We start from the raw sequence: 20412 nt of genomic DNA, 5'->3' as shown, positions 1-20412 counted from the left end.
CATATCTCAGCGCCTCCGGTTCCAATACGCCGTCGGCGCTGAAAAAGAGGTGCATGAATGTCCCCCCGTTTCTTGATCCCGCTATTGGCCGGTGTTGTTCTCGCAGGCCCGCTGCATGCCGAAGACGGCACGCCGAAAGGCGTCGTCGAGCTCTTCACGGCGCAGGGCTGCTCCTCCTGTCCCCCCGCTGACGCGGCTTTCCGCAAGCTGGTGAACCAGGGCGATGTCATCGCGCTCGCCTATCACGTCGATTACTGGAACTATCTCGGCTGGGCCGATACGCTGAGCTCGAAGGAAAACACCGAGCGGCAATACGGCTATGCCAGGACGATGGGCCGCAGCAACGTCTACACGCCGCAAGTCATCGTCAACGGGCGCGGCCATCTCGCCGGTTCCGATCTCACGGGCATCAACAGCCGGATCGACAGCTACAGCAGCGAAGGCAACGGATTGACCGTTCCCATCAGCGCATCGATGCGCGGCGACGAGCTGGAGATCAAGATCGGCGCAGGGCAGGGTAAAGCCAATGTCGTCATGGTCTATTTCGACAAGGAAAAGACGATCGAAGTCGAAAAGGGTGAAAACAGCGGCAAGAAGCTCTCCTATCTGCACAGCGTCACCAATGTCGAAACCGTCGGCATGTGGGATGGCAAGGCGACCAATCTGACGCTGCCGGCAAGCGTCCTGCAGCGGCCGCAACTCGAGGGTTGCGCTATCCTGCTGCAGTCGGCGACCGCGGACGGCGATCCGGCCGCGATCCTTGGCGCGACGGTGGTGATGGCGGGCAAAAATATCTGAGATTTCATCCTGATACGGATGAAGGTCCGGGCGGCCCGGCCGAGCGTATTCGGGGCTGGGGTTAAGGTCGATACGCTCCGCCGGGCCCTTTGGCGCGCTGGCGCCAAACCGGGATGCATAATTCTCCTGCAAATGAGGCGCTGTTTTGACTGAAATGCGGCGCTGCCGAGAAAGCGTCGACTCTTCCACTGCGGCCGAATGTGACGGGCCGCACTCTTGCAATTTGTGGCGGCTCGGGCAAACTGTCATTCTCCTGTCACAAGCGGAGGCCTCGGGAGACTGATGACAGATCAGCCGGATTTGCGACACGGCGAAAGCCGCTCCGTCGACAATAGTTCTTCAGTCGTCGTCGATCTCAGGGAATACAAACAAAGCAAAGACCCGCTTCCGGTGACTTTCCACAGGCGCGAACTCGACGCGATCCTGTGGATCTACGGTCGCATGGTCGGCGAGGGGGAATGGCGCGATTACGCCATCGATCACCTGAAAGACAGGGCGGTGTTTTCCGTCTTCAAGCGCTCCGGCGAAATGCCGTTCTTCCGAATCGAAAAGAACCCGAAGCTCGCCGCCAAGCAAGGCGCCTACTCCGTCATCAACGTCAATGGCATGATCCTGAAGCGCGGCCACGAGCTGAACCACGTCCTCAAGGTGTTCGACAAGGCTTTGAAGCTGGTCGATAAGTAAGCCTGGTCAGCCGGCGAACAGCGTGCCGGGATAGGCGGATGGATCCGGATCGGTCGTCATGCCCTCGCCGAGGCTGCGCTGCATGAGCATCGTGTCGAGCCAGCGGCCGTGCTTGTAGCCCGTGCCCTGCATCAGGCCGACCTCCACGAAGCCCGCCTTGAGATGAAGCGCGATCGAGGCGGGGCTTGCGCCGCCGATGACGGCCACCATCTGACGAAAGCCGAGGACGATGCAGCGGTCGATCAACTCGTTCATCAGTGCCTTGCCGATGCCGCGGCCGCGCGCTTCGGGCGCCAGGTAGATCGAATCCTCCACCATCCAGCGATAGGCCGGGCGGGTGCGGAAGGCCGAGGCATAGGCGTAGCCGAGGAAGTTTCCGTCGTCATCGGCCGCGGCGATATAGGGATATTGCTGGCCGACGATCGCCGCAAAGCGCTGCGCCATCTCGGCCTCGGAGGGCGGTGTGATCTCGTAGCTCGACGTGCCGTTCAAAACGGATTCACGGTAGATCCCGGTAATGGCAGGGATATCGGCCTCAGAGGCGTCGCGCAGAAGGAAGGACATCGGGCAGTGGTCCAGCGGCGGGGCAGAGCTCCTCTAAAACCATTCCTCCGAAAACGGCGCAACAAAAAAGGCGGCCGAAGCCGCCTTTTCGATCTTGATGGACCTGCTTATTTACGGTTGCCCATGAACTGCAGCAGGAACATGAAGAGGTTGATGAAGTCGAGATAGAGCGTCAGCGCGCCCATGATCGCCTTGCGGCCGGCAACGGCAACGTCATCGGCTTCGTAGTAGAGTTCCTTGATCCGCTGCGTGTCGTAGGCGGTCAGGCCTGCAAAGATCAGCACGCCGATCACCGAGATGGCGAACTGCATCGCGGAGGAGGCCAGGAAGACGTTGACGAGCGAGGCGATGATCAGGCCGAAGAGACCCATGATCAGGAACGAGCCGATTGCCGACAGGTCACGTTTCGTCGTGTAGCCGTAAAGCGACAGCGCGCCGAAGGAGGCGGCGGTGACGAAGAACGTCTGAACGACACTCTGGCCGGTATAGATCAGGAAGATCGACGAGAGTGACAGGCCGACCAGCGCGGCATAGATCGCGAAGGTCGTCTGGGCGGCGCTCACCGTCATGCTATGGATCCGGAAGCTCAGGAAGAACACCAGAGCCAGCGGCGCCAGAATGACCACCCATTTCAGCGGGCTCAGATAGATCGCCTGACCGAAAGCGGTAATCTCGCCATTGGCGAAAGCGAATTGGAACGACAGATATGCGGCCACACCGGTGATCGCCAGACCCAGCGCCATCAGGTTGTAGACCTTGAGCATATAGGTGCGCAGGCCCTGATCAATCATCTCGCCGGTTTGAGCGCGGCTTTGATAGTTACGAAGATCAGCCATAGTTTCCTCTTACAAGCTCCGATGGAGTTACGGTGTCGGGGTTTTCGACCCGGGCGCCGCTGCGGAGCTCCAGCATGCCTGCAGACAATATGAGGCCTTCGCCCCTCGCAAACAAGAGGCTTGCGAAGGCCTGGCCGGTTAAATCGCCGTAAGGTGAAGGGTTTGGCCGTCGTTCGCCGGTCAAAGCTCGCGCAGGACGGGCGCCGCCTTCTGTCCGAGGATGCGCCAGGTGCCGATGAGGCCGATGCCGACGGTCAGGACGAGCGCCGTCACCAGCGTCAGCCCCGCCACATCGGGCAGAAAGGCCGAGGGCAGCCGCATGATGCGGGCGACGATGAACCAGGCGGCGGCGGCGCCGGCGATTAGCGCGAAGATCGCGGTCGCAAGCCCCAGGATCAGGTATTCGTAACTGAAGGCGCGGATCAGCATGGCCCGGGTGGCGCCGAGCGTCTTCAGCACCACTGCATCGTGGGTGCGCGCCCGGTTGCCGGCGGCAAGCGCTCCGGCGAGGACGAGGATCGAGGCGATGAGGGCCACCGAGGCTGCGGCGCGGATCGCGGTCGCCAGCTGGGCAACGAGCTGGTTGACGATATCGATCGCGTCCTTGACGCGAACGCTGGTGACCGTCGGATAGGTGTTGGTGACGGATTTCAGGATCGCCGCATCTTCGGCCGGCGTCGAGGCGGGATCGGTCAGTGTCGCGAGCCAGGCGTGCGGGGCGCCGCGGAAGGTGTTCGGCGAGAAGACCATGACGAAATTGATCGACAGCGATTCCCACTGGACGCGGCGCAAATTGGCGATCTTGGCGGTGATATTGCGGCCGAGCACGTTGACGGTAACGGTGTCGCCGATCTTCAGGCCGAGTTCATGGGCCTCTTCCGAGGAGAAGGAGACCAGCGGCTCGCCGCTGTAATCCTTGTCCCACCAGCTGCCTTCGGTCAGCGCAGCGTTTTCCGGCACGGCGTCGGAGTAGGTGATGCCGCGATCGCCGTTCAGCACCCAGCGGCCGGCGGCCGGCACGTTCAGCTTGGTGACGTCCTCGCCGTTGAAGGCGACGATGCGGCCACGCAGCATCGGCACCTCCATGAGCTTGCCCTTCGGCGCCTGCGCCTGGACGAGGTTGCGGAATGCGTCGACCTCGGCGCTCTGGATATCGACGAAGAAGAAGTTCGGCGCGCCCTCGTTCATGCGGCCGGTCAGCTGCTGGCGCAGGTTTCCGTCGATCAAGGTCAGCGTCACCAGCAACGCCAGGCCGAGGCCGAGCGACAGCACCACCGAGGGTGTCAGGGCGCCGGGTCGGTGGATATTGCCGATCGCGAGCCTGAGCGCCGGCGAGTGAACGCGCGGGCTGCGGCGGGCGAGCCAGGCGATCAGCGCGGCGACGAGCCGCAGGACGGCGAAGGCGAAGATGATGGCGCCAACGAAGACGACGGCGATGTAGCGGTCATAGGCGGTGAGGATGGCAAGACCGGCCAGGGCCGCCATGAACAGCGTCGCAAGCAGGATATAGGGCCAGGAGGGCAGGTGGCGGGCCTCGAAGCCCTGCTCGCGAAAGAGCGCCGTCGCCGGCACTTCGCGGGCATGGCCAAGCGGCAGAATGGCGAAGGCGAGTGTCGTCAGGATGCCGAAGAGCGCCGCAAGCAGCAGGGCGCCGGGATAGAGGGTCGGGGTTGTGGACACCGGCAGGAACTGTGCTAGGAACTGCGCGGCGAAGATCGGCGACAGGGCGCCGATGACGAGGCCGATCATGATGCCGCCAAGCGCAATGATGGTGATCTGGAAGAGATAGATCAGCACGACGACGGCGGCCGGCGCACCCAGGCATTTGAAGCTGGCGATGGTGGTGCGCTTGGAATCGAGGAAGGCACGCACCGCATTGGCGACGCCGACGCCGCCGACGATCAGCGCGGTGAGGCCGACCAGCGTCAGAAACTGCGAGAAGCGGGTGATGTTTTCGGTAAGCGAGGGTGCGGCCCGATCGCTGGTGCGGATCGCCCAGCCGGCGGAAGGGAATTCCCTGGAGGCGCGCGCCTGGATGCCCGATATCGCGCGCTTGTCCTCCAGCCGGATCTTGTAGGCATGTTCGACCAGGCTTCCGGTCTGGATCAGGCCCGAGGCTTCGAGCGCCCGGCGGCTGACGAGCAGGCGCGGCGCAAAGCCGAAACCTTCGGAGAGGGCGTCCGGCTCGGTCTTGACGGTGCCGGTGATGCTGAGTTTGACATTGCCGAGCAGCAATTCGTCGCCGACCGCAAGGCCAAGCCGGTCGAGCAGCAGCGGAGCTGCGACCGCGCCATAGGTGCCGCTTTGGGCCGAAAGCAGGGCTGCAAGCGGATAATCCGGCTCGGCTGCGAAGCTGCCGTAGAGCGGGTAGGCGTCGTCGACCGCCTTGACCTCGACCAGCGCCTGATCGGAACCATCAGGCTTGCGGGCCATCGAGCGCAGACCGGTCGACACCGAGACGGTGCCGAGACTTTCGAGGAAAGCCATCTCCTGCGGTGTGGCCTCGCGGTTGTTGAGCTCGAAGCGGACGTCGCCGGCCAAGAGCTCCTGCCCCTGCGAGGCGATCGTGTCGGTGATCGACTGCGAAACCGAGTTGACGGCGGCAATCGCGCCTGTGCCGAGCGCGATACAGGCGAGAAAGATGTAGAAGCCGCGAATGCCGCCGCGCAGCTCACGCAGTGCCAGGCGAAAAGCAAGCGCGGTGCGCGGCGTGATCATTCTCATGCGAATGCCGCCTCGCTGCGGCGGGCAGCGCTGTCGTCTTCGATCCGGCCGGAGCGGACGCGGATCTGGCGCGAGCAGCGGTTCGCAAGCGAGACGTCGTGGGTGACGAGAAGCAGGGTCATGCCGCGTTCGGCCTGTTTGGAAAACAATAGGTCGGCGATCTGGCGGCCAGTCTCGGTATCGAGATTGCCCGTGGGCTCGTCGGCGATCAGCAATGCGGGCGAGGGGGCGAGCGCTCTGGCGATCGCCACGCGCTGCTGTTCGCCGCCGGAAAGCTGGCCGGGATAGTGGTTCAACCGTTCGCCGAGACCGACCGAATTCAGCTCGCGGTGGGCGATCTCGAAGGCGTTGCGGACATTGGCGAGCTCCAGCGGCACGGCGACGTTTTCCAGCGCCGTCATGTTGGCGATCAGGTGGAAGGATTGGAAGACGATGCCGATGTTACGGCCGCGGAAATCGGCGACCTCATCCTCGCTCAGCGCGTGGAGCGGCGTGTCGTTGATGTTGATTTCGCCGCTGTCGAGCTTCTCCAATCCGGCAAGCACCATCAGCAGGGTGGACTTGCCGGAACCGGAGGGGCCGACGATGCCGACGGATTCGCCCGCTGATATATCGAGATCGATACCCTTCAGCACATGGACGGAGGCCGCGGCGCTGCCAAGGGTCAGATCGGCGCTCTTCAACTCGATGATGGTTTTTGCCAACGGAAATCGCCCTATATAAGCCCGTAATCAAATTGCCGCATAACGGCACCCCGCCAATCTAGGGAAAGCAGGATGAGATTTAAAGTTGCCGTCCTTCAATTCACCGTCATTGCCCTCTCACTGATCTTTGCCGCCGGCGCAAATGCGCGGACAATCAATCTCGTCGGATTCGGGGACAGCCTGATGGCAGGCTATCAGCTGCCGCCCGGCGACGGCTTTCCCGAAAAGCTGCAGGCGGCCTTGAAGGCGAAGGGGCTCGACGTCGCCATCGCCAATGCCGGCGTTTCGGGCGATACGACGACAGGGGGGCTGGCCCGCATCGACTGGTCAGTGCCTGACGGCACCGATGGCGTCATCCTGGAGCTCGGCGCCAACGATGCGCTGCGCGGCATTCCGCCCGAAGAGAGCGAAAAGAATCTCGACCAGATGATAACGCGGCTGAAGGAACGCGGCATTGCCGTGCTCCTCGTCGGGATGATGGCGCCACCCAATATGGGCGCGGATTATGCCGAACGCTTCAATCCGATTTATCGGAAACTTTCGGAGAAACACGGAGTTCGGCTTTATGCCTTCTTCCTTGACGGCGTGGTGCTCGATGCAGGGCTCAAACTCAGCGACGGCATGCATCCGAATGCGAAGGGCGTGGATGTCATGGTTCAGAAGATGGAAGCCGATGTCACAAATTTCGTCGGGACGATTTCTACTGTGAAGAAATAGGGGCTTGCGCGCTCATTGATTGCGTGATTCCGTGTAAGCACCTGCAAAAGATTCGGGGAGTGCTCGTTATGCCGAGACTGTTTACCGCCCTCGAAATTCCGCGCAATGCGGCGATGAGCCTTTCATTGCTGCGCGGCGGCCTCCCCGGAGCACGATGGATCGATGTGGAGAATTACCACATCACCCTGCGCTTCATCGGTGATGTCGACGGTCGCACCGCCGATGAAATCGTCGAACGCCTCGACCGGATCGACCGGCCGGAATTCCAGTTCCGCCTCGAAGGCATCGGTTCCTTCGGCTCGAAGAAACCGCATTCGGTCTGGGCCGGCGTCTCGCAATCGCCTGAGATGTACGCCCTGCAGGGTGAGATCGAGCGCATCTGCCAGCGCATCGGCCTGCCGCCGGATCCCCGCAAATTCATGCCGCATGTGACGCTGGCACGGCTCAAATCGTCGCGGCTCGACGATGTCGTGCAATATCTGGCCGGGCGCGGCAACTTCCACACCGCAACTTTCACGGCGCCGCGCTTCGTGCTGCTTTCATCGCGCGAATCGGTGGGCGGCGGGCCTTACCTCACCGAGGAAGTGTTTCCGCTGCACGAGGCCCGCTCGACGCCCAGCGTTTCGAGCAGCTTGCTGCAGCCGGTCAAGAGCCTGGTATAGACCAGCTCAAAACCATCGGGGCCGCCATAATAGGGATCGGGAATATCCTCTCCCGTTCCTAGAGCGGCATCGCCGAAGAGCCGGATATTCACCTTGGGCGGCGCGATCTTGCCAAGCGTCGCCAGGTTGTCGCGGTCCATGGCAAGGATCAGCTCGAAATTGCTGAAATCAGTTGGCCGGATGCGGCGGGCGCGCTGCCCTGATATGTCGATGCCATGACGTTGCGCGGTGGCGATCGAACGCCGGTCGGGCGGCTCGCCCTCATGCCAGCCGCCGGTGCCGGCGGAATCGAGGGTGAAACGGCCGGTGAGACCAGCCTCGCTGACGAGATGACGAAAAATTCCCTCGGCAAGCGGAGAACGGCATATATTGCCCATGCAAACGAAGAGGATACTGATAGGCGTCATCGGTAGACCTGTCGGAAGAACAAGAGGAACATGGCATGAAATCGGAAAAACTGGAACGGGCGGCAGTCGAGGCGCAACTGGCGGGGCTTTCCGGCTGGGCGCTCAATGACGCGGCTTCCTCGATCTCGAAGACATTCAAGTTTTCGAATTTCATCGAGGCTTTCGGCTTCATGACGGAAGCAGCGATCACGGCCGAAAAGCTCAACCATCATCCCGAATGGTTCAACGTCTATTCCCGAGTAGACGTGACGCTGAACACGCATGATGCCGGCGGACTGACGGAGCTGGATTTCAAGCTCGCCAAGGCGATGGAGAAGGCGGCGGCACGACGTCTCGGCTGAAGGCCTTCGATTGAACGGGGCCGATTGAAAGGGGCCGATTGAAAGCCTGGGCGCCATCACCATATGTGCGCAGGGACGAAAGGATGTCAGGGATGGACGAGGTCAAATTCGGGGAAATCCTGCTGCCGGGCGACGAGGATACCCAGAGCCGGCGGGAGAAGACGGTGCGGCAGAAGTTCTGGCCGACTTTCCGCCGCGCCGTGCGGCAGATCCCGTTCTCACGCGACGTCGTCGCCGGCTTTTACTGCGCGCTCGATCCACAAACACCGACCAAGGTGCGCGGTGTGCTGCTCGCAGCACTCGCCTATTTCGTCATGCCGGTCGACATGATCCCGGATATTTTCGCCGTCGTCGGCTTTTCTGACGATGTCGCCGTGCTTTCGGCCGCCTTCGCCATGGTACGCAGCCATATCCGGCCAGGCCATTACGACGCGGCGGACCGCGTCCTTGCCGACCCGCCAGCGGATACGATGAAAACGATTTGAAGGCCGGCGCCGGTTCAGCCGAGCTCCTGATCCAGCACCTTGCGGAGTTTGCCGAAGGCAAGCCGGATCCGTGATTTCACCGTGCCGAGCGGCAGCCCGGTCGCTTCAGCGATCTCAGCGTGCGACTGGCCGAGAAAAAAGGCGGCACGCAGCATGTCGCGCTGTTCCTGCGGCAGTTGGCCGACCGCGGCACGGATTTTGGCGTCGCGATCGTCATTGACGATGATTTCCTCGGCGCCGATGTCGGCCGGCGGCTGCAGGGCCGGGTCCGTCTCGTCGAAGATGCGGGCGTCGGCGCGGCGCTGCAGGTCGATGCGGCGATTGCGGGCAATGCGAAAGAGCCAGGTCGAGAGTGAAGATCGCGTGGCATCGTAGAGATAGGCCTTGTGCCAGAGCACGATCATGATCTCCTGAACCAGCTCCTCGCCTCGCCTGAGGTCATTTTCCGGCGCATCAGCCAGGTCTTCAGACGCGGGGCGAAATAGTCGAACAGGATGGAGAAGGCCTGCTGGTCGCGATCGTCTGCGACAGCCTTTGCGAGGGCAGCGAAACGCCGTCTTTCCTCGGCATCCATGTCGTCTTACGAGCCCCCTGCGGCGAAAATTTCGTCCCGGATTTCCAAAGTCTTAATGAGGTACAACGGATTTTTGAAAGGTCAAACTCTTGCCTGAATCTTTGTGTCTTAGATTCACCCGAACGGCCGGCCGGTGCCATCGGCGCACCGGCATCGCAGCCGATTTCAGCAAGGGGCAAAAGTCGTGGTCGAGCTGAAATGACACAGGCACATACAAATTGCAGCTATTGTTGACCATTTGGTAACCTGAATTAAGTCAAAATAAAGCAGATCGTGATTATGCGCCGCCCGCTATGATCGCTTCGGGCCTTGAATCGCAAGAACCGGCAGGAATCCATGTTTGTAAAAAGTATCGTATCCGCCCTCGCACTCACCCTTGGTATGGCCGGAGTTGCGACAGCGCAGCAAGCCGCGCCGACCCGCATTCAGCAGTTCCAGGCATGGGGCGCCTATTCCTACAAGTCGGGCGCCAGCACCGTCTGCTACGTGCTGTCCGTGCCGACGGCAAAGCAGCCGGCAAGCGTCGACCACGGCGACAATTTCTTCATCGTCTCGCAGCGCCCCGGCCAGAACATCTCCTACGAGCCGCAGGCGATGATGGGCTACACGGTGAAGGAAAATTCGAAGATCAACGTCGTCATCGACAACAAGACCTTCGTGATGTTCACCAAGGACAAGGCCGGCTGGGTCGAGAACGCGGCTCAGGAGCCGGCCCTCGTCGCGGCGATGAAGACCGGTCATTCGATGACGGTCAATGCGGTCTCGCGCAAGGGCACGGGCACGTCCTACAGCTATTCGCTCTCGGGCATCTCGGCGGCGCTGAAACAGATCGAAAGCTGCAAGTAGGCGCTTTTTTAGCCAACGGAATTTCAAGGGCCGGCCTTGCGCCGGCCCTTGCTGTTTTCCATCTCTAGAGCCTTTCCTGGTTAGATTGAAGCATTCTGTTGGCTCAAACGGAGTCGGATGGTCGACCGGCCGGCGCGCGTCGTAGCCCAGCTCTACGGCCAAGCCGGCCAGTCGATCAGCCGGCCCGTTTCAGCCAACCCTCCCGCAGATTTGCCAGGTAAATCTGCAAGACTCAAAAGCGCCGGACGCACTGATCGCTTCGCCGCGGCGAAGCGGTGCGGCCGGTGGGCCGGGCATCTCTAGGCAGGATCAGAGGCGATCGGCTCGGACGTACCTGGGGGTATGCCCGTCGCCAATCGCCTCTGCCCTGACGAAAACCAGCTCCGGCAGAATGCTTCAATCTAACCAGGAAAGGCTCTATAGTGACGCGCCGGTAAAATGATGCTAAAGGCCGGGGCCAACAGCGGACAGATCGCGATATCAGTCGCCGTTCCGCCATTCAATTTCTGCCAATGTGCCGTCATGCGCCTCACCTCTTCCGGCTTGCTCCTGAAGTCTGCGGGGCTTGCGGGGGCGGTTACGTGTTCGAATTCGGGATCTAAAGACCATGTCCGTCATGGATGCGATTGATGTCACCAAGCCACGGGCGCCGAACGCCTCTTCCGGCGCCGAAAAGCCTTCCCTGATCGGGCTGTCGCGCGAGGAAATGGCGGCGGCGCTCAGGGAAAAAGGCGTGGCCGAGAAGCAGATCAAGATGCGCGTCGCGCAGCTCTGGAACTGGATCTATGTGCGCGGCGTCTCCGATTTCGACCATATGACGAATGTCGCCAAGGACATGCGTGAAATGCTGAAGCAGCATTTCACCATCGCGCGTCCCGAAATCGTCGAGGAGCAGGTCTCCAATGACGGCACCCGCAAATGGCTGCTGCGCTTTCCCGCGCGGGGCGCAGGCCGCCCGGTCGAGATCGAAGCCGTCTACATTCCGGAAGAGGGTCGCGGCACGCTGTGCATTTCCAGCCAGGTCGGCTGCACGCTGACCTGTTCCTTCTGTCACACCGGCACGCAGCGGCTGGTGCGCAACCTGACGGCGGAGGAAATCCTGTCGCAGCTGCTGCTCGCCCGCGACCGGCTCGGCGACTTCCCGGATCGCGAAGCGCCGCAAGGCACGATCATGCCCGCCGAAGGCCGCAAGGTCAGCAATATCGTGATGATGGGCATGGGCGAGCCGCTCTATAATTTCGATGCCGTCAAACAAGCCCTGCTGATCGCTACGGATGGTGACGGCCTGTCGCTGTCCAAACGTCGCGTGACGCTTTCCACCTCCGGTGTCGTGCCTGAGATCTTCCGCACCGGCGAGGAGATCGGCGTCATGCTGGCGATCTCGCTGCATGCGGTGCGCGACGACCTGCGCGATATTCTGGTGCCGATCAACAAGAAGTATCCGCTGAAGGAACTGATCGACGCCTGCAAGGCCTATCCCGGCCTTTCCAATGCGCGGCGCATCACCTTCGAATATGTGATGCTGAAGGACGTCAATGACAGCCTGGAAGACGCCAAGGGACTGATCAAGCTTCTGAAAGGCGTGCCGGCAAAGATCAACCTCATTCCGTTCAATCCCTGGCCCGGCACCAACTACCAGTGTTCGGACTGGGAGCAGATCGAGAAATTCGCCGATTTCATCAATTCGGCGGGTTACGCTTCGCCGATCCGCACGCCGCGCGGCCGCGATATTCTGGCCGCCTGCGGCCAGCTGAAATCGGAATCCGAACGCATGCGCAAGACCGAGCGTCTGGCCTTCGAGGCGATGATGATCGCCAATCACGGCGCCGACGACTGATCAGCAAGTTTGATCCTCGCAACAATTCTCCGCGATTGATTTCAGGGGCGCTTTTCCTAAAAGTGCCGCCAAAATCATATAGGAGGATACCCATGCGCCCGATTTTGCTCGCTCTTGCCGCCAGTTTGGTCCTTTCCCTTCCCGCCAAGGCCGATGACGTGACCGTCGCGGTCACGGCGATCGTCGAGCATCCGGCGCTGGATGCGGCCCGCAAAGGGGTTCTCGATGTGCTGACGGCTGCCGGCTACAAGGAAGGCGAGAACCTGAAATTCGTGTTCGAATCGGCGCAGGGCAATCCGGCGACGGCAGCCCAGATCGCCCGCCAGTTCGCCGGCGACGAGCCTGATGTGATCGTGCCGATCTCCACGCCGTCCGCCCAGGCCGTCGTCTCGGCGACGCGCGACATTCCTGTCGTCTTCACGGCCGTATCGGACCCGCTCGGCGCCCAGCTCGTCAAGAACATGGACAAGCCGGGCGGCAATGTCACCGGCCTTTCCGACATGTCGCCGGTCGGCGAGCATCTGGCGCTGATCAAGGAAATCCTGCCTGACGTGAAAACCATCGGCTATCTCTACAACTCAGGTGAGGCGAATTCGGTTTCGCTGCTCGCCGTACTGAAGGCAGAAGCCGAAAAGGCCGGGCTGAAGGTGGTCGAATCGGCCGCCACCAAATCGGCCGAGGTTCAGGGTGCTGCCCGCGCCCTCGTCGGCCGCGCCGATGCGATCTACATTCCGACCGACAATACGATCATCTCCGCGCTCGAAGGCGCCGTCGCGGTTGCCGAAGAAAGCAAGCTGCCGCTCTTCACCGCCGATACGGATTCGGTGTCGCGCGGATCGATCGCCGCTCTCGGCTTCAACTATTACGACGTCGGCAAGCAGACGGGCGAAATCGTCGTGCGCGTGCTGAAAGGCGAAAATCCGGGCGATATCGCGGTCAAGACCGCCGCCGGCAGCGATCTCGTCGTCAACAAGGCGGCTGCGGCCAAGATGGGTGTCACCCTGCCCGAGAGCGTGCTTTCGCGGGCCAACAAAGTCATCGACTAATCGGTCGTAGCTCCATCGACCATTCACATTCAGCCGCTCCCGTTTGCACGGGGGCGGCTGAAGTATTACAAGGCTGCGGTTTCGCGACGGGCGGAACGGAAACAAAAAGGGGCTGAATGCCTTGAGCCAAATCGCATTCTGGGGGGCCGTCGAGCTCGGCTTGGTCTATTCCTTCGTCGCTCTCGGCGTCTATCTCGCCTTCCGCGTCCTCGATTTTCCCGACCTGACCGTCGACGGTTCCTTTCCGCTGGGTGCAGCGGTCACGGCTGTGCTGATCATCGCCGGCGTCAATGCCTGGCTTGCGGCGTTGATCGCCATGGCGGCGGGCGCCGGCGCGGGCATGGTGACGGCGCTGCTCAACGTGCGTTTCAAGATCCTCAATCTGCTCGCCTCGATCCTGACGATGATCGCACTGTTTTCGGTCAATCTGAGAGTGATGGGCAAACCCAACGTCGCCCTCATCAATGCCGATACGATGATCAGCCCGTTCTTCGGCCATGGCCTGCGCGATTTCTATGTGCGGCCGCTCTTCGTCGGCGTTCTCGTCATCGTCGCCCTCGTCCTGGTCTGGCGCTTCCTGGAAAGCGACGCCGGGCTTGCCATGCGCGCGACCGGCGCCAATGCCAGGATGGCGCGAGCCCAGGGCGTCGACACCAGCCGGCAGATCTATCTCGGCATGGCGATCTCCAATGCGCTGGTGGCGCTCGGCGGTGCCTTGTTTGCCCAGACGAACGGTTTTGCCGACGTCACCTCCGGTGTCGGCACGATCGTCGTCGGTCTTGCCGCCGTCATCATCGGCGAGACCCTGCTCGGGCGCCGTGGGCTGTTGATCGCGCTCATCGGCTGCGTGCTCGGCTCGATCCTCTATCGCATCGCCATCCAGCTGGCGCTGTCGAGCGACGTCATCGGTCTGCAGGCCTCCGACCTCAATTTCGTGACGGCCGTGCTGGTGACCGTGGCACTCATTCTTCCCCGCCTTCGCAGAGGTGCCGCATCATGATCAGCGTCAAGGACATCAAGGTCGTCTTCGGACGCGGCACGCCACTGCAGAAGCAGGCGCTGAACGGCGTCAGCCTGACCATCGAGCAGGGCACCTTCGTCACCGTCATCGGCTCGAACGGCGCCGGCAAATCGACACTGCTCGGCGTGCTCGCCGGCGACGTCCTGCCGAGCGAGGGACAGGTGCTGATCGGCAAGAATGAGGTGACGCGCAAGTCGACGGCGGCCCGCGCCGGCCTGGTGGCGCGCGTCTTCCAGGATCCGCTGACGGGAAGCTGCGGCTCTTTGTCGATCGAGGAGAACCTTGCTCTGGCCGCCCGGCGCGGTGAGACGCGCGGGCTTGTCCCGGCGCTTGGGGGCAAGAGGCGCGATTACTTCAAGGAGCGGATCGCCGAGCTCAATCTCGGGCTGGAAAACCGGCTGAAGGACCGCATGGATCTGCTTTCCGGCGGGCAGCGACAGGCCGTTTCGCTTGTCATGGCGACACTTGCCGGGTCGGAGGTACTGCTGCTCGACGAACACACGGCAGCGCTCGATCCTGGTATGGCCGAGTTCGTGATGAACCTCACGCAGAAGATCGTGGCCGAGCGCAAGCTGACGACGATGATGGTGACCCATTCCATGCGCCAGGCCCTGGACTACGGCCACCGCACGATCATGCTGCATGGCGGTGAGATCGTTCTCGACGTTGCGGGCGACAACCGAAAGAACCTACAGGTCGAGGACCTGATCGCCATGTTCCGCAAGATGCGCGGCCAGACGCTCGATGACGACGCTTTGTTGATCGGCTAATGCCGACAGCGTGCTGATTGGCTAAGCCAACAGCGTGCTGATCGGCCAGGCCGTGGCCGGTTTACCTGTCCGCCGCTATTTCGCCTGGGTGAGCAGGATCTTGGCTGCGAAAATCGAGAAGACGCCGGCGAAGGCATAGTCGATCCCGCGCAGCACCTTCTTGTTGTTCTGGAGCCAGGAGGCGAGCCAGTCGGCGGCGAGGATCACGCCGGCATTGACTGGCATGCCGAGCACGATGAAGCAAAATCCGAGGAAAAGCAGCTTCTGCGTCACGGCGGGATCGCCGGCGCTGACGAATTGCGGCAGGAAGGTCATGAAGAAGATGATGACCTTCGGGTTCAGAAGATTGACCCAGAAGCCCGACGAAATGTTCGCAAGCGCCGTGCCCTTCTGCGTCTCGACCTTGGCGACGGTGAGCTTCGAGCCGAAGCGGATCGCCTGCACCGCGAGCCATAACAGATAGGCGGCGCCACCGGTTTTCAGGATTAGGAAGGCAGTCGGCGAGGCGGTGATCAGCGCGGATATGCCGAAGGCGACCAGCATGGTGTGGACGACAATGCCGAGGCTGGTGCCGACGACGACGAAGAGAGCGGCCTTCTTGCCCTGGGCGAGCGCGCGGCTGATCGACAGCGTCATGTCGGGACCCGGGGTTGCCGCAAGCAGCAGCGTCGCGGCGGCAAAGGCGAGAAGGGTCGGCAGGCTGGGCAGAAAGTCCATGGCACGCTCGGAAGCCGGAAAGATCTGGCAATCTCTTATCCGGCTTCCGGAAAATTACCAATCAAACCTTCTGATGGCCTCCATTACTTCTGGTCCAGGAAGGCCTTGAACTTGTCGGCATGGTCCTTGTGCCAGCGCGACAGCGGCGGCCGGTTCTCGATAATGTCGCCCATCGCCCAGGCCATGCGTCGCTCGTCAACCGCGCGGCTCACGTCGTTGTCGGGGCAGAGAATATAGAAATCGCCGCGTGCGAGGCTTTCGACCATGAAATCGACCGTCTGCTCCGGCGTCCAGGCGCCGGCGGGTTTTTCCGCGCGGTCGCCCTTGGTGAGGCCGGTAAAGACGAAGCCGGGGATCAGCAGATGCGCGGAGATCTTCGCTGCCGCGGTGTTGCGCAGCTCGTGCTCGAGCGCTTCGGTAAAGACTTTCACGCCAGCCTTGGAGATGTTGTAGGCCGGGTTGCCGGGCGGCGTGGTGATGCCCTGCTTGGAGCCGGTGTTGATGATCAGGCCGGGCTCGCCGTGCGACAGCATCTTCGGACCGAAGACGCGCGTGCCGTTGACGACGCCCATCAGATTGACGGCGAAGATATGATCCCAGTTCGGCTGCGCGCTGAAGATCGAGGTCTCCGGGCCGATTCCGGCATTGTTCATCAGCACGTGCACGCGGCCGAAACGCTGGAGCACGGCGCGTTCGAGCGCCTCCAGGGAATCCCGGCTGGCGACGTCGGTCTCGACCGCCATGACATCTTCTTCGCCGGCAATGGCCTTGAGTTCGTCGGCGGCTGTTGCCAGGCGATCGCCGCCGAGATCGGCGATGGCGACGCTCATGCCTTGGCCGGCGAAATATCTCGCCGCCGCCAGGCCGATGCCGGACGCGCCGCCGGTGACGACCGCAACATTGGATTTCTTGAAAATGTCTTGAATATTCGTCACGGGCAGCCTCTCCTCGAGCATTGTTCGGACGATGGCGAATATGGTAGTTTCGAAATGCAAGTCAAACTGTGAGGTACCTGCGCGTGGCGAAGGTCGTATCTATCAGAATCGATGATCACATGGAGGAGTTTATCGGCACTCAGCTTGATCAGGGAACCTATGGCTCCGCAGACGAGGTGATCGACGCCGGTTTGAGGCTTCTGCAGCGCGAGGCAGAGCTTGCCGCAATCGAGGCAGCCATTATCGAGGGTGAGAAATCCGGCAAGCCACGGCCTTTTGATTTTGATGCTTTTGTCGAGGGAAAGCGAGCACGCCGCGGCCGCCAATGAAAGCGGTTGTTCTCTCGCCAGCCGCTGCCGACGACATCGACAGGATCTACGACTATACCGAAGAGAAATGGGGCCGGGGTCAAGCGGAAGACTATATCTTTGCGCTCCGGGATGACTGCGAGGCGCTTGCAGCACAGACAAAGCGTGGCCGCAAAATCATTGGATCGAGGAGCGGCTACTCGGCCCTGGCGTTTCGCTCGCATTTCATCGTTTACGCTGAGACCGAAGAAGCGTTGACGGTTATTCGCATCCTGCATCGGCGCATGAATATCGCGGCCCATCTCTAAACTGCGCTTGTGGTGTCCGGCTTGCCCTTGCGTCACGCGCCAATCTCGCTAAAAGTGCCGCGACACCGGGTTTTCGCCGGCCTTTATGCAACGGACCTCATCACCATGGCATCATACAAAGACGTGAAGAAAGTCGTGCTCGCCTATTCCGGCGGCCTCGACACCTCGATCATCCTGAAGTGGCTGCAGACGGAACTCGGCGCCGAAGTCGTTACCTTCACCGCCGATCTCGGCCAGGGCGAAGAGCTGGAGCCGGCGCGCAAGAAGGCCGAAATGCTCGGCATCAAGGAGATCTACATCGAGGACGTACGCGAGGAATTCGTGCGCGATTTCGTCTTCCCGATGTTCCGTGCCAATGCCGTCTACGAAGGTGTCTATCTGCTAGGCACCTCGATCGCTCGTCCGCTGATTTCCAAGCACCTGATCGATATCGCCCGCAAGACCGGCGCCGATGCGATCGCCCACGGGGCGACCGGCAAGGGCAACGACCAGGTTCGTTTCGAGCTCTCCGCCTATGCTTTGAATCCCGACATCAAGATCATCGCGCCGTGGCGCGACTGGGCGTTCAAGAGCCGCACGGACCTGCTGGCCTTCGCCGAACAGCATCAGATCCCGGTCGCCAAGGACAAGAAGGGCGAAGCGCCGTTCTCCGTCGACGCCAACCTCCTGCACTCCTCCTCCGAGGGCAAGGTTCTCGAGGACCCCGCCCAGGAGGCGCCGGAATATGTGCATATGCGCACCATCTCTCCCGAAGCCGCGCCCGACAAGGCGACGGTGATCAAGGTCGGCTTCCGCAAGGGCGACGCCGTCTCGATCAACGGTGTCGAGATGTCGCCGGCGACGTTGCTCGCAACGCTTAACACCTATGGCCGCGACAACGGCATCGGCCGCCTCGACCTCGTCGAGAACCGCTTCGTCGGCATGAAGTCGCGCGGTGTCTATGAGACCCCCGGCGGCACGATCCTGCTTACGGCGCACCGCGCCATCGAATCGATCACCCTCGACCGGGGTGCGGCCCATCTCAAGGATGAGATCATGCCGCGTTACGCCGAGCTGATCTATTATGGTTTCTGGTTCTCGCCCGAGCGTGAGATGTTGCAGGCGCTGATCGACAAGAGCCAGGAGCATGTCGAAGGCGAAGTGACGCTGAAGCTCTACAAGGGCAATGTCATGGTCATCGGCCGTGAAAGCGAGAAGTCACTCTATTCCGACAAGCTCGTCACTTTCGAGGACGACCAGGGCGCCTACGACCAGAAGGACGCAGCCGGCTTCATCAAGCTCAACGCGCTGCGCCTGCGCACGCTCGGCAAGCGGAACCTCGCGAAGTAATCACGCTTCGCTTTCAAAACGGATATGCGCCCGCCGGCTTTGCCGCGCGGGCGTTTTCGTGGAAGCGGTAGCAAGCGTCCCTAATCTCAGAACGTTTAAAATGATCGGATGCCCGACATTCCGCGTGCGGGGTAGTCGCAAAATCTAGTCGCAGGTATCGGCGATCCTCTTCAGTTCGACTGCAGGCTCCAGAGTGACGTCGTCCTTCTTTCCGACGAAACGGTAGGTCCCGCGCCACAAGCCGTCAGCAGCTTCCGAAATGCGCAGCCGGTGATCGCCGTCCTTGCAGCTCGCATCATAGGCCAGGTCACCCATGTCGGTGAAACCCAGCTTGCATTTGGCGGCCTGCGCTTTCGGCAGAACCGGGTTCATGTGGCTCTTCACGGCCGCCTTGTCGTAGCAAATCTTGAAGACCTGCTCATCGTTCTTCAGCTCGGGCGTGGGAACCGGAGTAAAGATCCTCACCTGCCAGAGGCCCGTGGGAAGGCCGCTCTCCTCAGCGAAGGCGGCGGCCGGGCTCAGCACGAATGCGGCGGCAAGAACACAGCGCATCATGGTTTTCGCTCTCCTCATTGGCACTCGCCAATCCGCTTGACCTGAACATCCGTGGTCGGCTGCGGCATGTCGGAATCGCCCTCGTAGACCTCGTTATAGGAGATCTGGCCGCTGAAGCTTTCGCCGCCATTTTCCGGTTGGAGGTAGAGCCCCCATGACGTCCCGATGCCGCCGTGGTCGCATTCCGCGCTCATCTGGACGCCGCTGTCGTAGAAGTGGATCTTGTCGATCAGCACGCATTTGACGCCCGAGGGTTTGGGCATCAGCGGCAGGGTATCCGCGGTCATGTCGTTCTTGACGCAGATGTCGCGGCTGGCGTCCACCACCTTCATTTCCGTATCGGTATGCTGAAGGGTCTTCCAGGTGAAGCGCCACAGGCCTCCCCATTCCGGTCGCTCGGCCGGCGTGCCTTCGGCGCGCGCCGGCGGGCTTTCCTGGGGCGTCGAGAGATCGGCCGTCTGCAACGCCAGCCGGCGCGAGAACCAGGCGCCGACGATGTTGAAGTCGTTGAAGGTGATATGATACGGCTTGAGGATCTCATCCTGCTGCGCGAGTGCCGTGCCGGCGACCGAAACCTTGCGGCTGTAATAGATCTGTATCTCCCGGAATTTTTCCTCAGACATCGGCTCGGTCTCCCGAAGCGGCGCCTGGTTCAGCACCGACTGGGCGACATCGCGGCCGAGCGCCGCATAGGTGCCTTGCGCGTCCTCGGCAAAATAAGCGCCGAACATCTCGACCATCGCAAAGGTCTGATCCTCTTTCATGCGCTCGCTAAAGGTGGCGCCAGCGGCCTCATAACCGGCCCTGTCCGTCCCGAATTTCTTGAAGATCGCCTCGTGATCACCGTCCGGATCGAGGAACATCGCATAGGTGATGTGGCCGTAGGTCCGGTAGTCGATACCGTTGACCGGTTCGAGCATCTTCACGTCAAAACCGGCGCGGCCGGCGGCGATCTTCGGCAAAGATGTCGGTGACGGGTTTTCGATGCCCGCCGGGGCGGAGTGAGATTGCGCCCACACGGAAGAGGGCAACGAGGCAGCCATCACAAGCGATAGCGCTGCGACACCGGCAAATGACGGACGCGACATGATATTTATCCTCATTGAGCCGGAGACAGCGCGGCACGTCGGCGGACGCAGGTTCTCAGAGGAACGACAGTCTTTCGATCGATCACTCCACTTATCGCCCCGATGATGTTCAAGAATTTCTCTCCTGCGCGCCGTTTCCGCCGACTTAGATATGAA

Annotated in this window: 23 protein-coding genes and 1 pseudogene; 14 read left to right on the top strand and 10 right to left on the bottom strand. The window is 61.6% G+C overall.

Annotation, left to right across the window (positions count from 1 at the left end):
- Positions 1-57 precede the first annotated feature (57 nt).
- Both CO655_RS00850 and CO655_RS00845 read left to right on the top strand, forming a co-directional pair.
- Positions 58-798 (top strand): thioredoxin family protein, encoded by a 741-nt coding sequence (locus CO655_RS00850; RefSeq protein WP_097605917.1) that lies wholly within the window; start codon positions 58-60, stop codon positions 796-798.
- 282 nt (positions 799-1080) lie between these two features.
- Entirely contained in the window at positions 1081-1482 is a 402-nt protein-coding gene (locus CO655_RS00845) for a DUF2794 domain-containing protein (protein WP_010026852.1), read from the top strand.
- A gap of 6 nt (positions 1483-1488) precedes the next feature.
- Here CO655_RS00845 and CO655_RS00840 read toward each other — a convergent pair whose 3' ends face one another.
- The 4 genes from CO655_RS00840 to CO655_RS00825 all read right to left on the bottom strand — a co-directional run bounded on the left by CO655_RS00840 (position 1489) and on the right by CO655_RS00825 (position 6310).
- Complete coding sequence (locus CO655_RS00840) at positions 1489-2046, bottom strand: GNAT family N-acetyltransferase (protein WP_097663501.1); 558 nt, start codon at positions 2044-2046, stop codon at positions 1489-1491.
- 107 nt (positions 2047-2153) lie between these two features.
- Positions 2154-2882: a Bax inhibitor-1/YccA family protein gene (locus CO655_RS00835; protein WP_097580562.1), complete on the bottom strand. Its 729-nt coding sequence runs from the start codon at positions 2880-2882 to the stop codon at positions 2154-2156.
- A 180-nt stretch (positions 2883-3062) separates the two neighbouring features.
- A complete protein-coding gene (locus CO655_RS00830; protein WP_097663500.1) occupies positions 3063-5606 on the bottom strand; it encodes an ABC transporter permease in 2544 nt (847 codons plus the stop codon).
- Entirely contained in the window at positions 5603-6310 is a 708-nt protein-coding gene (locus tag CO655_RS00825; RefSeq protein WP_097605920.1) for an ABC transporter ATP-binding protein, read from the bottom strand. The genes CO655_RS00830 and CO655_RS00825 overlap by 4 nt, the downstream gene beginning before the upstream one ends.
- A 72-nt stretch (positions 6311-6382) precedes the next feature.
- Between CO655_RS00825 and CO655_RS00820 the strand changes: the two genes are divergently transcribed.
- Positions 6383-7027 (top strand): arylesterase, encoded by a 645-nt coding sequence (locus tag CO655_RS00820; protein ID WP_097605921.1) that lies wholly within the window; start codon positions 6383-6385, stop codon positions 7025-7027.
- Between the two features lie 68 nt (positions 7028-7095).
- The gene (gene thpR / locus CO655_RS00815) at positions 7096-7689 is read left to right on the top strand and encodes an RNA 2',3'-cyclic phosphodiesterase (protein WP_097580566.1); all 594 of its coding nucleotides are present in this window, start codon (positions 7096-7098) and stop codon (positions 7687-7689) included.
- Here the strand turns inward: thpR and CO655_RS00810 are convergent.
- A complete protein-coding gene (locus CO655_RS00810) occupies positions 7596-8096 on the bottom strand; it encodes a low molecular weight protein-tyrosine-phosphatase (protein ID WP_097663499.1) in 501 nt (166 codons plus the stop codon). The two genes, thpR and CO655_RS00810, sit on opposite strands and share 94 nt — an antisense overlap.
- Positions 8097-8131: 35 nt before the next feature.
- On the opposite strand from CO655_RS00810, the gene CO655_RS00805 reads away from it, so the two are divergent.
- On the top strand, positions 8132-8437 hold the full coding sequence (locus tag CO655_RS00805; protein ID WP_097663498.1) for a 4a-hydroxytetrahydrobiopterin dehydratase: 306 nt from the start codon (positions 8132-8134) through the stop codon (positions 8435-8437).
- A gap of 92 nt (positions 8438-8529) precedes the next feature.
- Positions 8530-8922, top strand: coding sequence for a YkvA family protein (locus CO655_RS00800; protein WP_064683829.1), 393 nt, complete (start codon positions 8530-8532; stop codon positions 8920-8922).
- A 14-nt stretch (positions 8923-8936) separates the two neighbouring features.
- On the opposite strand, the pseudogene CO655_RS00795 reads toward CO655_RS00800, so the two are convergent.
- A pseudogene (locus CO655_RS00795) lies at positions 8937-9496 on the bottom strand (sigma-70 family RNA polymerase sigma factor).
- A gap of 336 nt (positions 9497-9832) precedes the next feature.
- On the opposite strand from CO655_RS00795, the gene CO655_RS00785 reads away from it, so the two are divergent.
- From CO655_RS00785 to CO655_RS00755, 5 genes are all read left to right on the top strand, one after another.
- The gene (locus tag CO655_RS00785) at positions 9833-10342 is read left to right on the top strand and encodes an invasion associated locus B family protein (RefSeq protein WP_010028921.1); all 510 of its coding nucleotides are present in this window, start codon (positions 9833-9835) and stop codon (positions 10340-10342) included.
- Positions 10343-10949: 607 nt separating this feature from the next.
- A complete protein-coding gene (rlmN, locus tag CO655_RS00770) occupies positions 10950-12179 on the top strand; it encodes a 23S rRNA (adenine(2503)-C(2))-methyltransferase RlmN (protein ID WP_064683826.1) in 1230 nt (409 codons plus the stop codon).
- 92 nt (positions 12180-12271) lie between these two features.
- Entirely contained in the window at positions 12272-13225 is a 954-nt protein-coding gene (locus CO655_RS00765; protein WP_097663497.1) for an ABC transporter substrate-binding protein, read from the top strand.
- A gap of 121 nt (positions 13226-13346) precedes the next feature.
- Positions 13347-14225: an ABC transporter permease gene (locus tag CO655_RS00760; protein ID WP_097663496.1), complete on the top strand. Its 879-nt coding sequence runs from the start codon at positions 13347-13349 to the stop codon at positions 14223-14225.
- Positions 14222-15016 (top strand): ABC transporter ATP-binding protein, encoded by a 795-nt coding sequence (locus CO655_RS00755; RefSeq protein ID WP_010031372.1) that lies wholly within the window; start codon positions 14222-14224, stop codon positions 15014-15016. The genes CO655_RS00760 and CO655_RS00755 overlap by 4 nt, the downstream gene beginning before the upstream one ends.
- Positions 15017-15091: 75 nt before the next feature.
- On the opposite strand, the gene CO655_RS00750 is transcribed toward CO655_RS00755, so the two are convergent.
- The gene (locus CO655_RS00750) at positions 15092-15733 is read right to left on the bottom strand and encodes a LysE family translocator (RefSeq protein WP_097663495.1); all 642 of its coding nucleotides are present in this window, start codon (positions 15731-15733) and stop codon (positions 15092-15094) included.
- Between the two features lie 83 nt (positions 15734-15816).
- A complete protein-coding gene (locus tag CO655_RS00745) occupies positions 15817-16668 on the bottom strand; it encodes an SDR family NAD(P)-dependent oxidoreductase (protein WP_097663640.1) in 852 nt (283 codons plus the stop codon).
- 83 nt (positions 16669-16751) lie between these two features.
- Here CO655_RS00745 and CO655_RS00740 point away from each other — a divergent pair, with 83 nt between their 5' ends.
- From CO655_RS00740 to CO655_RS00730, 3 genes are all read left to right on the top strand, one after another.
- Positions 16752-16997, top strand: a complete 246-nt coding sequence (locus CO655_RS00740; RefSeq protein WP_097663639.1) for a type II toxin-antitoxin system ParD family antitoxin — start codon at positions 16752-16754, stop codon at positions 16995-16997.
- On the top strand, positions 16994-17284 hold the full coding sequence (locus CO655_RS00735; RefSeq protein WP_097663494.1) for a type II toxin-antitoxin system RelE/ParE family toxin: 291 nt from the start codon (positions 16994-16996) through the stop codon (positions 17282-17284). Before CO655_RS00740 ends, CO655_RS00735 begins: the two co-directional genes overlap by 4 nt.
- Positions 17285-17389: 105 nt before the next feature.
- Entirely contained in the window at positions 17390-18613 is a 1224-nt protein-coding gene (locus CO655_RS00730; protein ID WP_097580576.1) for an argininosuccinate synthase, read from the top strand.
- Positions 18614-18757: 144 nt separating this feature from the next.
- Here CO655_RS00730 and CO655_RS00725 read toward each other — a convergent pair whose 3' ends face one another.
- Entirely contained in the window at positions 18758-19168 is a 411-nt protein-coding gene (locus CO655_RS00725) for a hypothetical protein (RefSeq protein ID WP_097663493.1), read from the bottom strand.
- A 14-nt stretch (positions 19169-19182) separates the two neighbouring features.
- A complete protein-coding gene (locus CO655_RS34205; RefSeq protein ID WP_245423739.1) occupies positions 19183-20256 on the bottom strand; it encodes a hypothetical protein in 1074 nt (357 codons plus the stop codon).
- Between the last annotated feature and the right edge of the window lie 156 nt (positions 20257-20412).

This window comes from Rhizobium sp. M1, from assembly GCF_002531805.1.
Taxonomy (GTDB): domain Bacteria; phylum Pseudomonadota; class Alphaproteobacteria; order Rhizobiales; family Rhizobiaceae; genus Rhizobium; species Rhizobium etli_C.
This window is presented reverse-complemented; position numbering and strand designations above follow the sequence as displayed.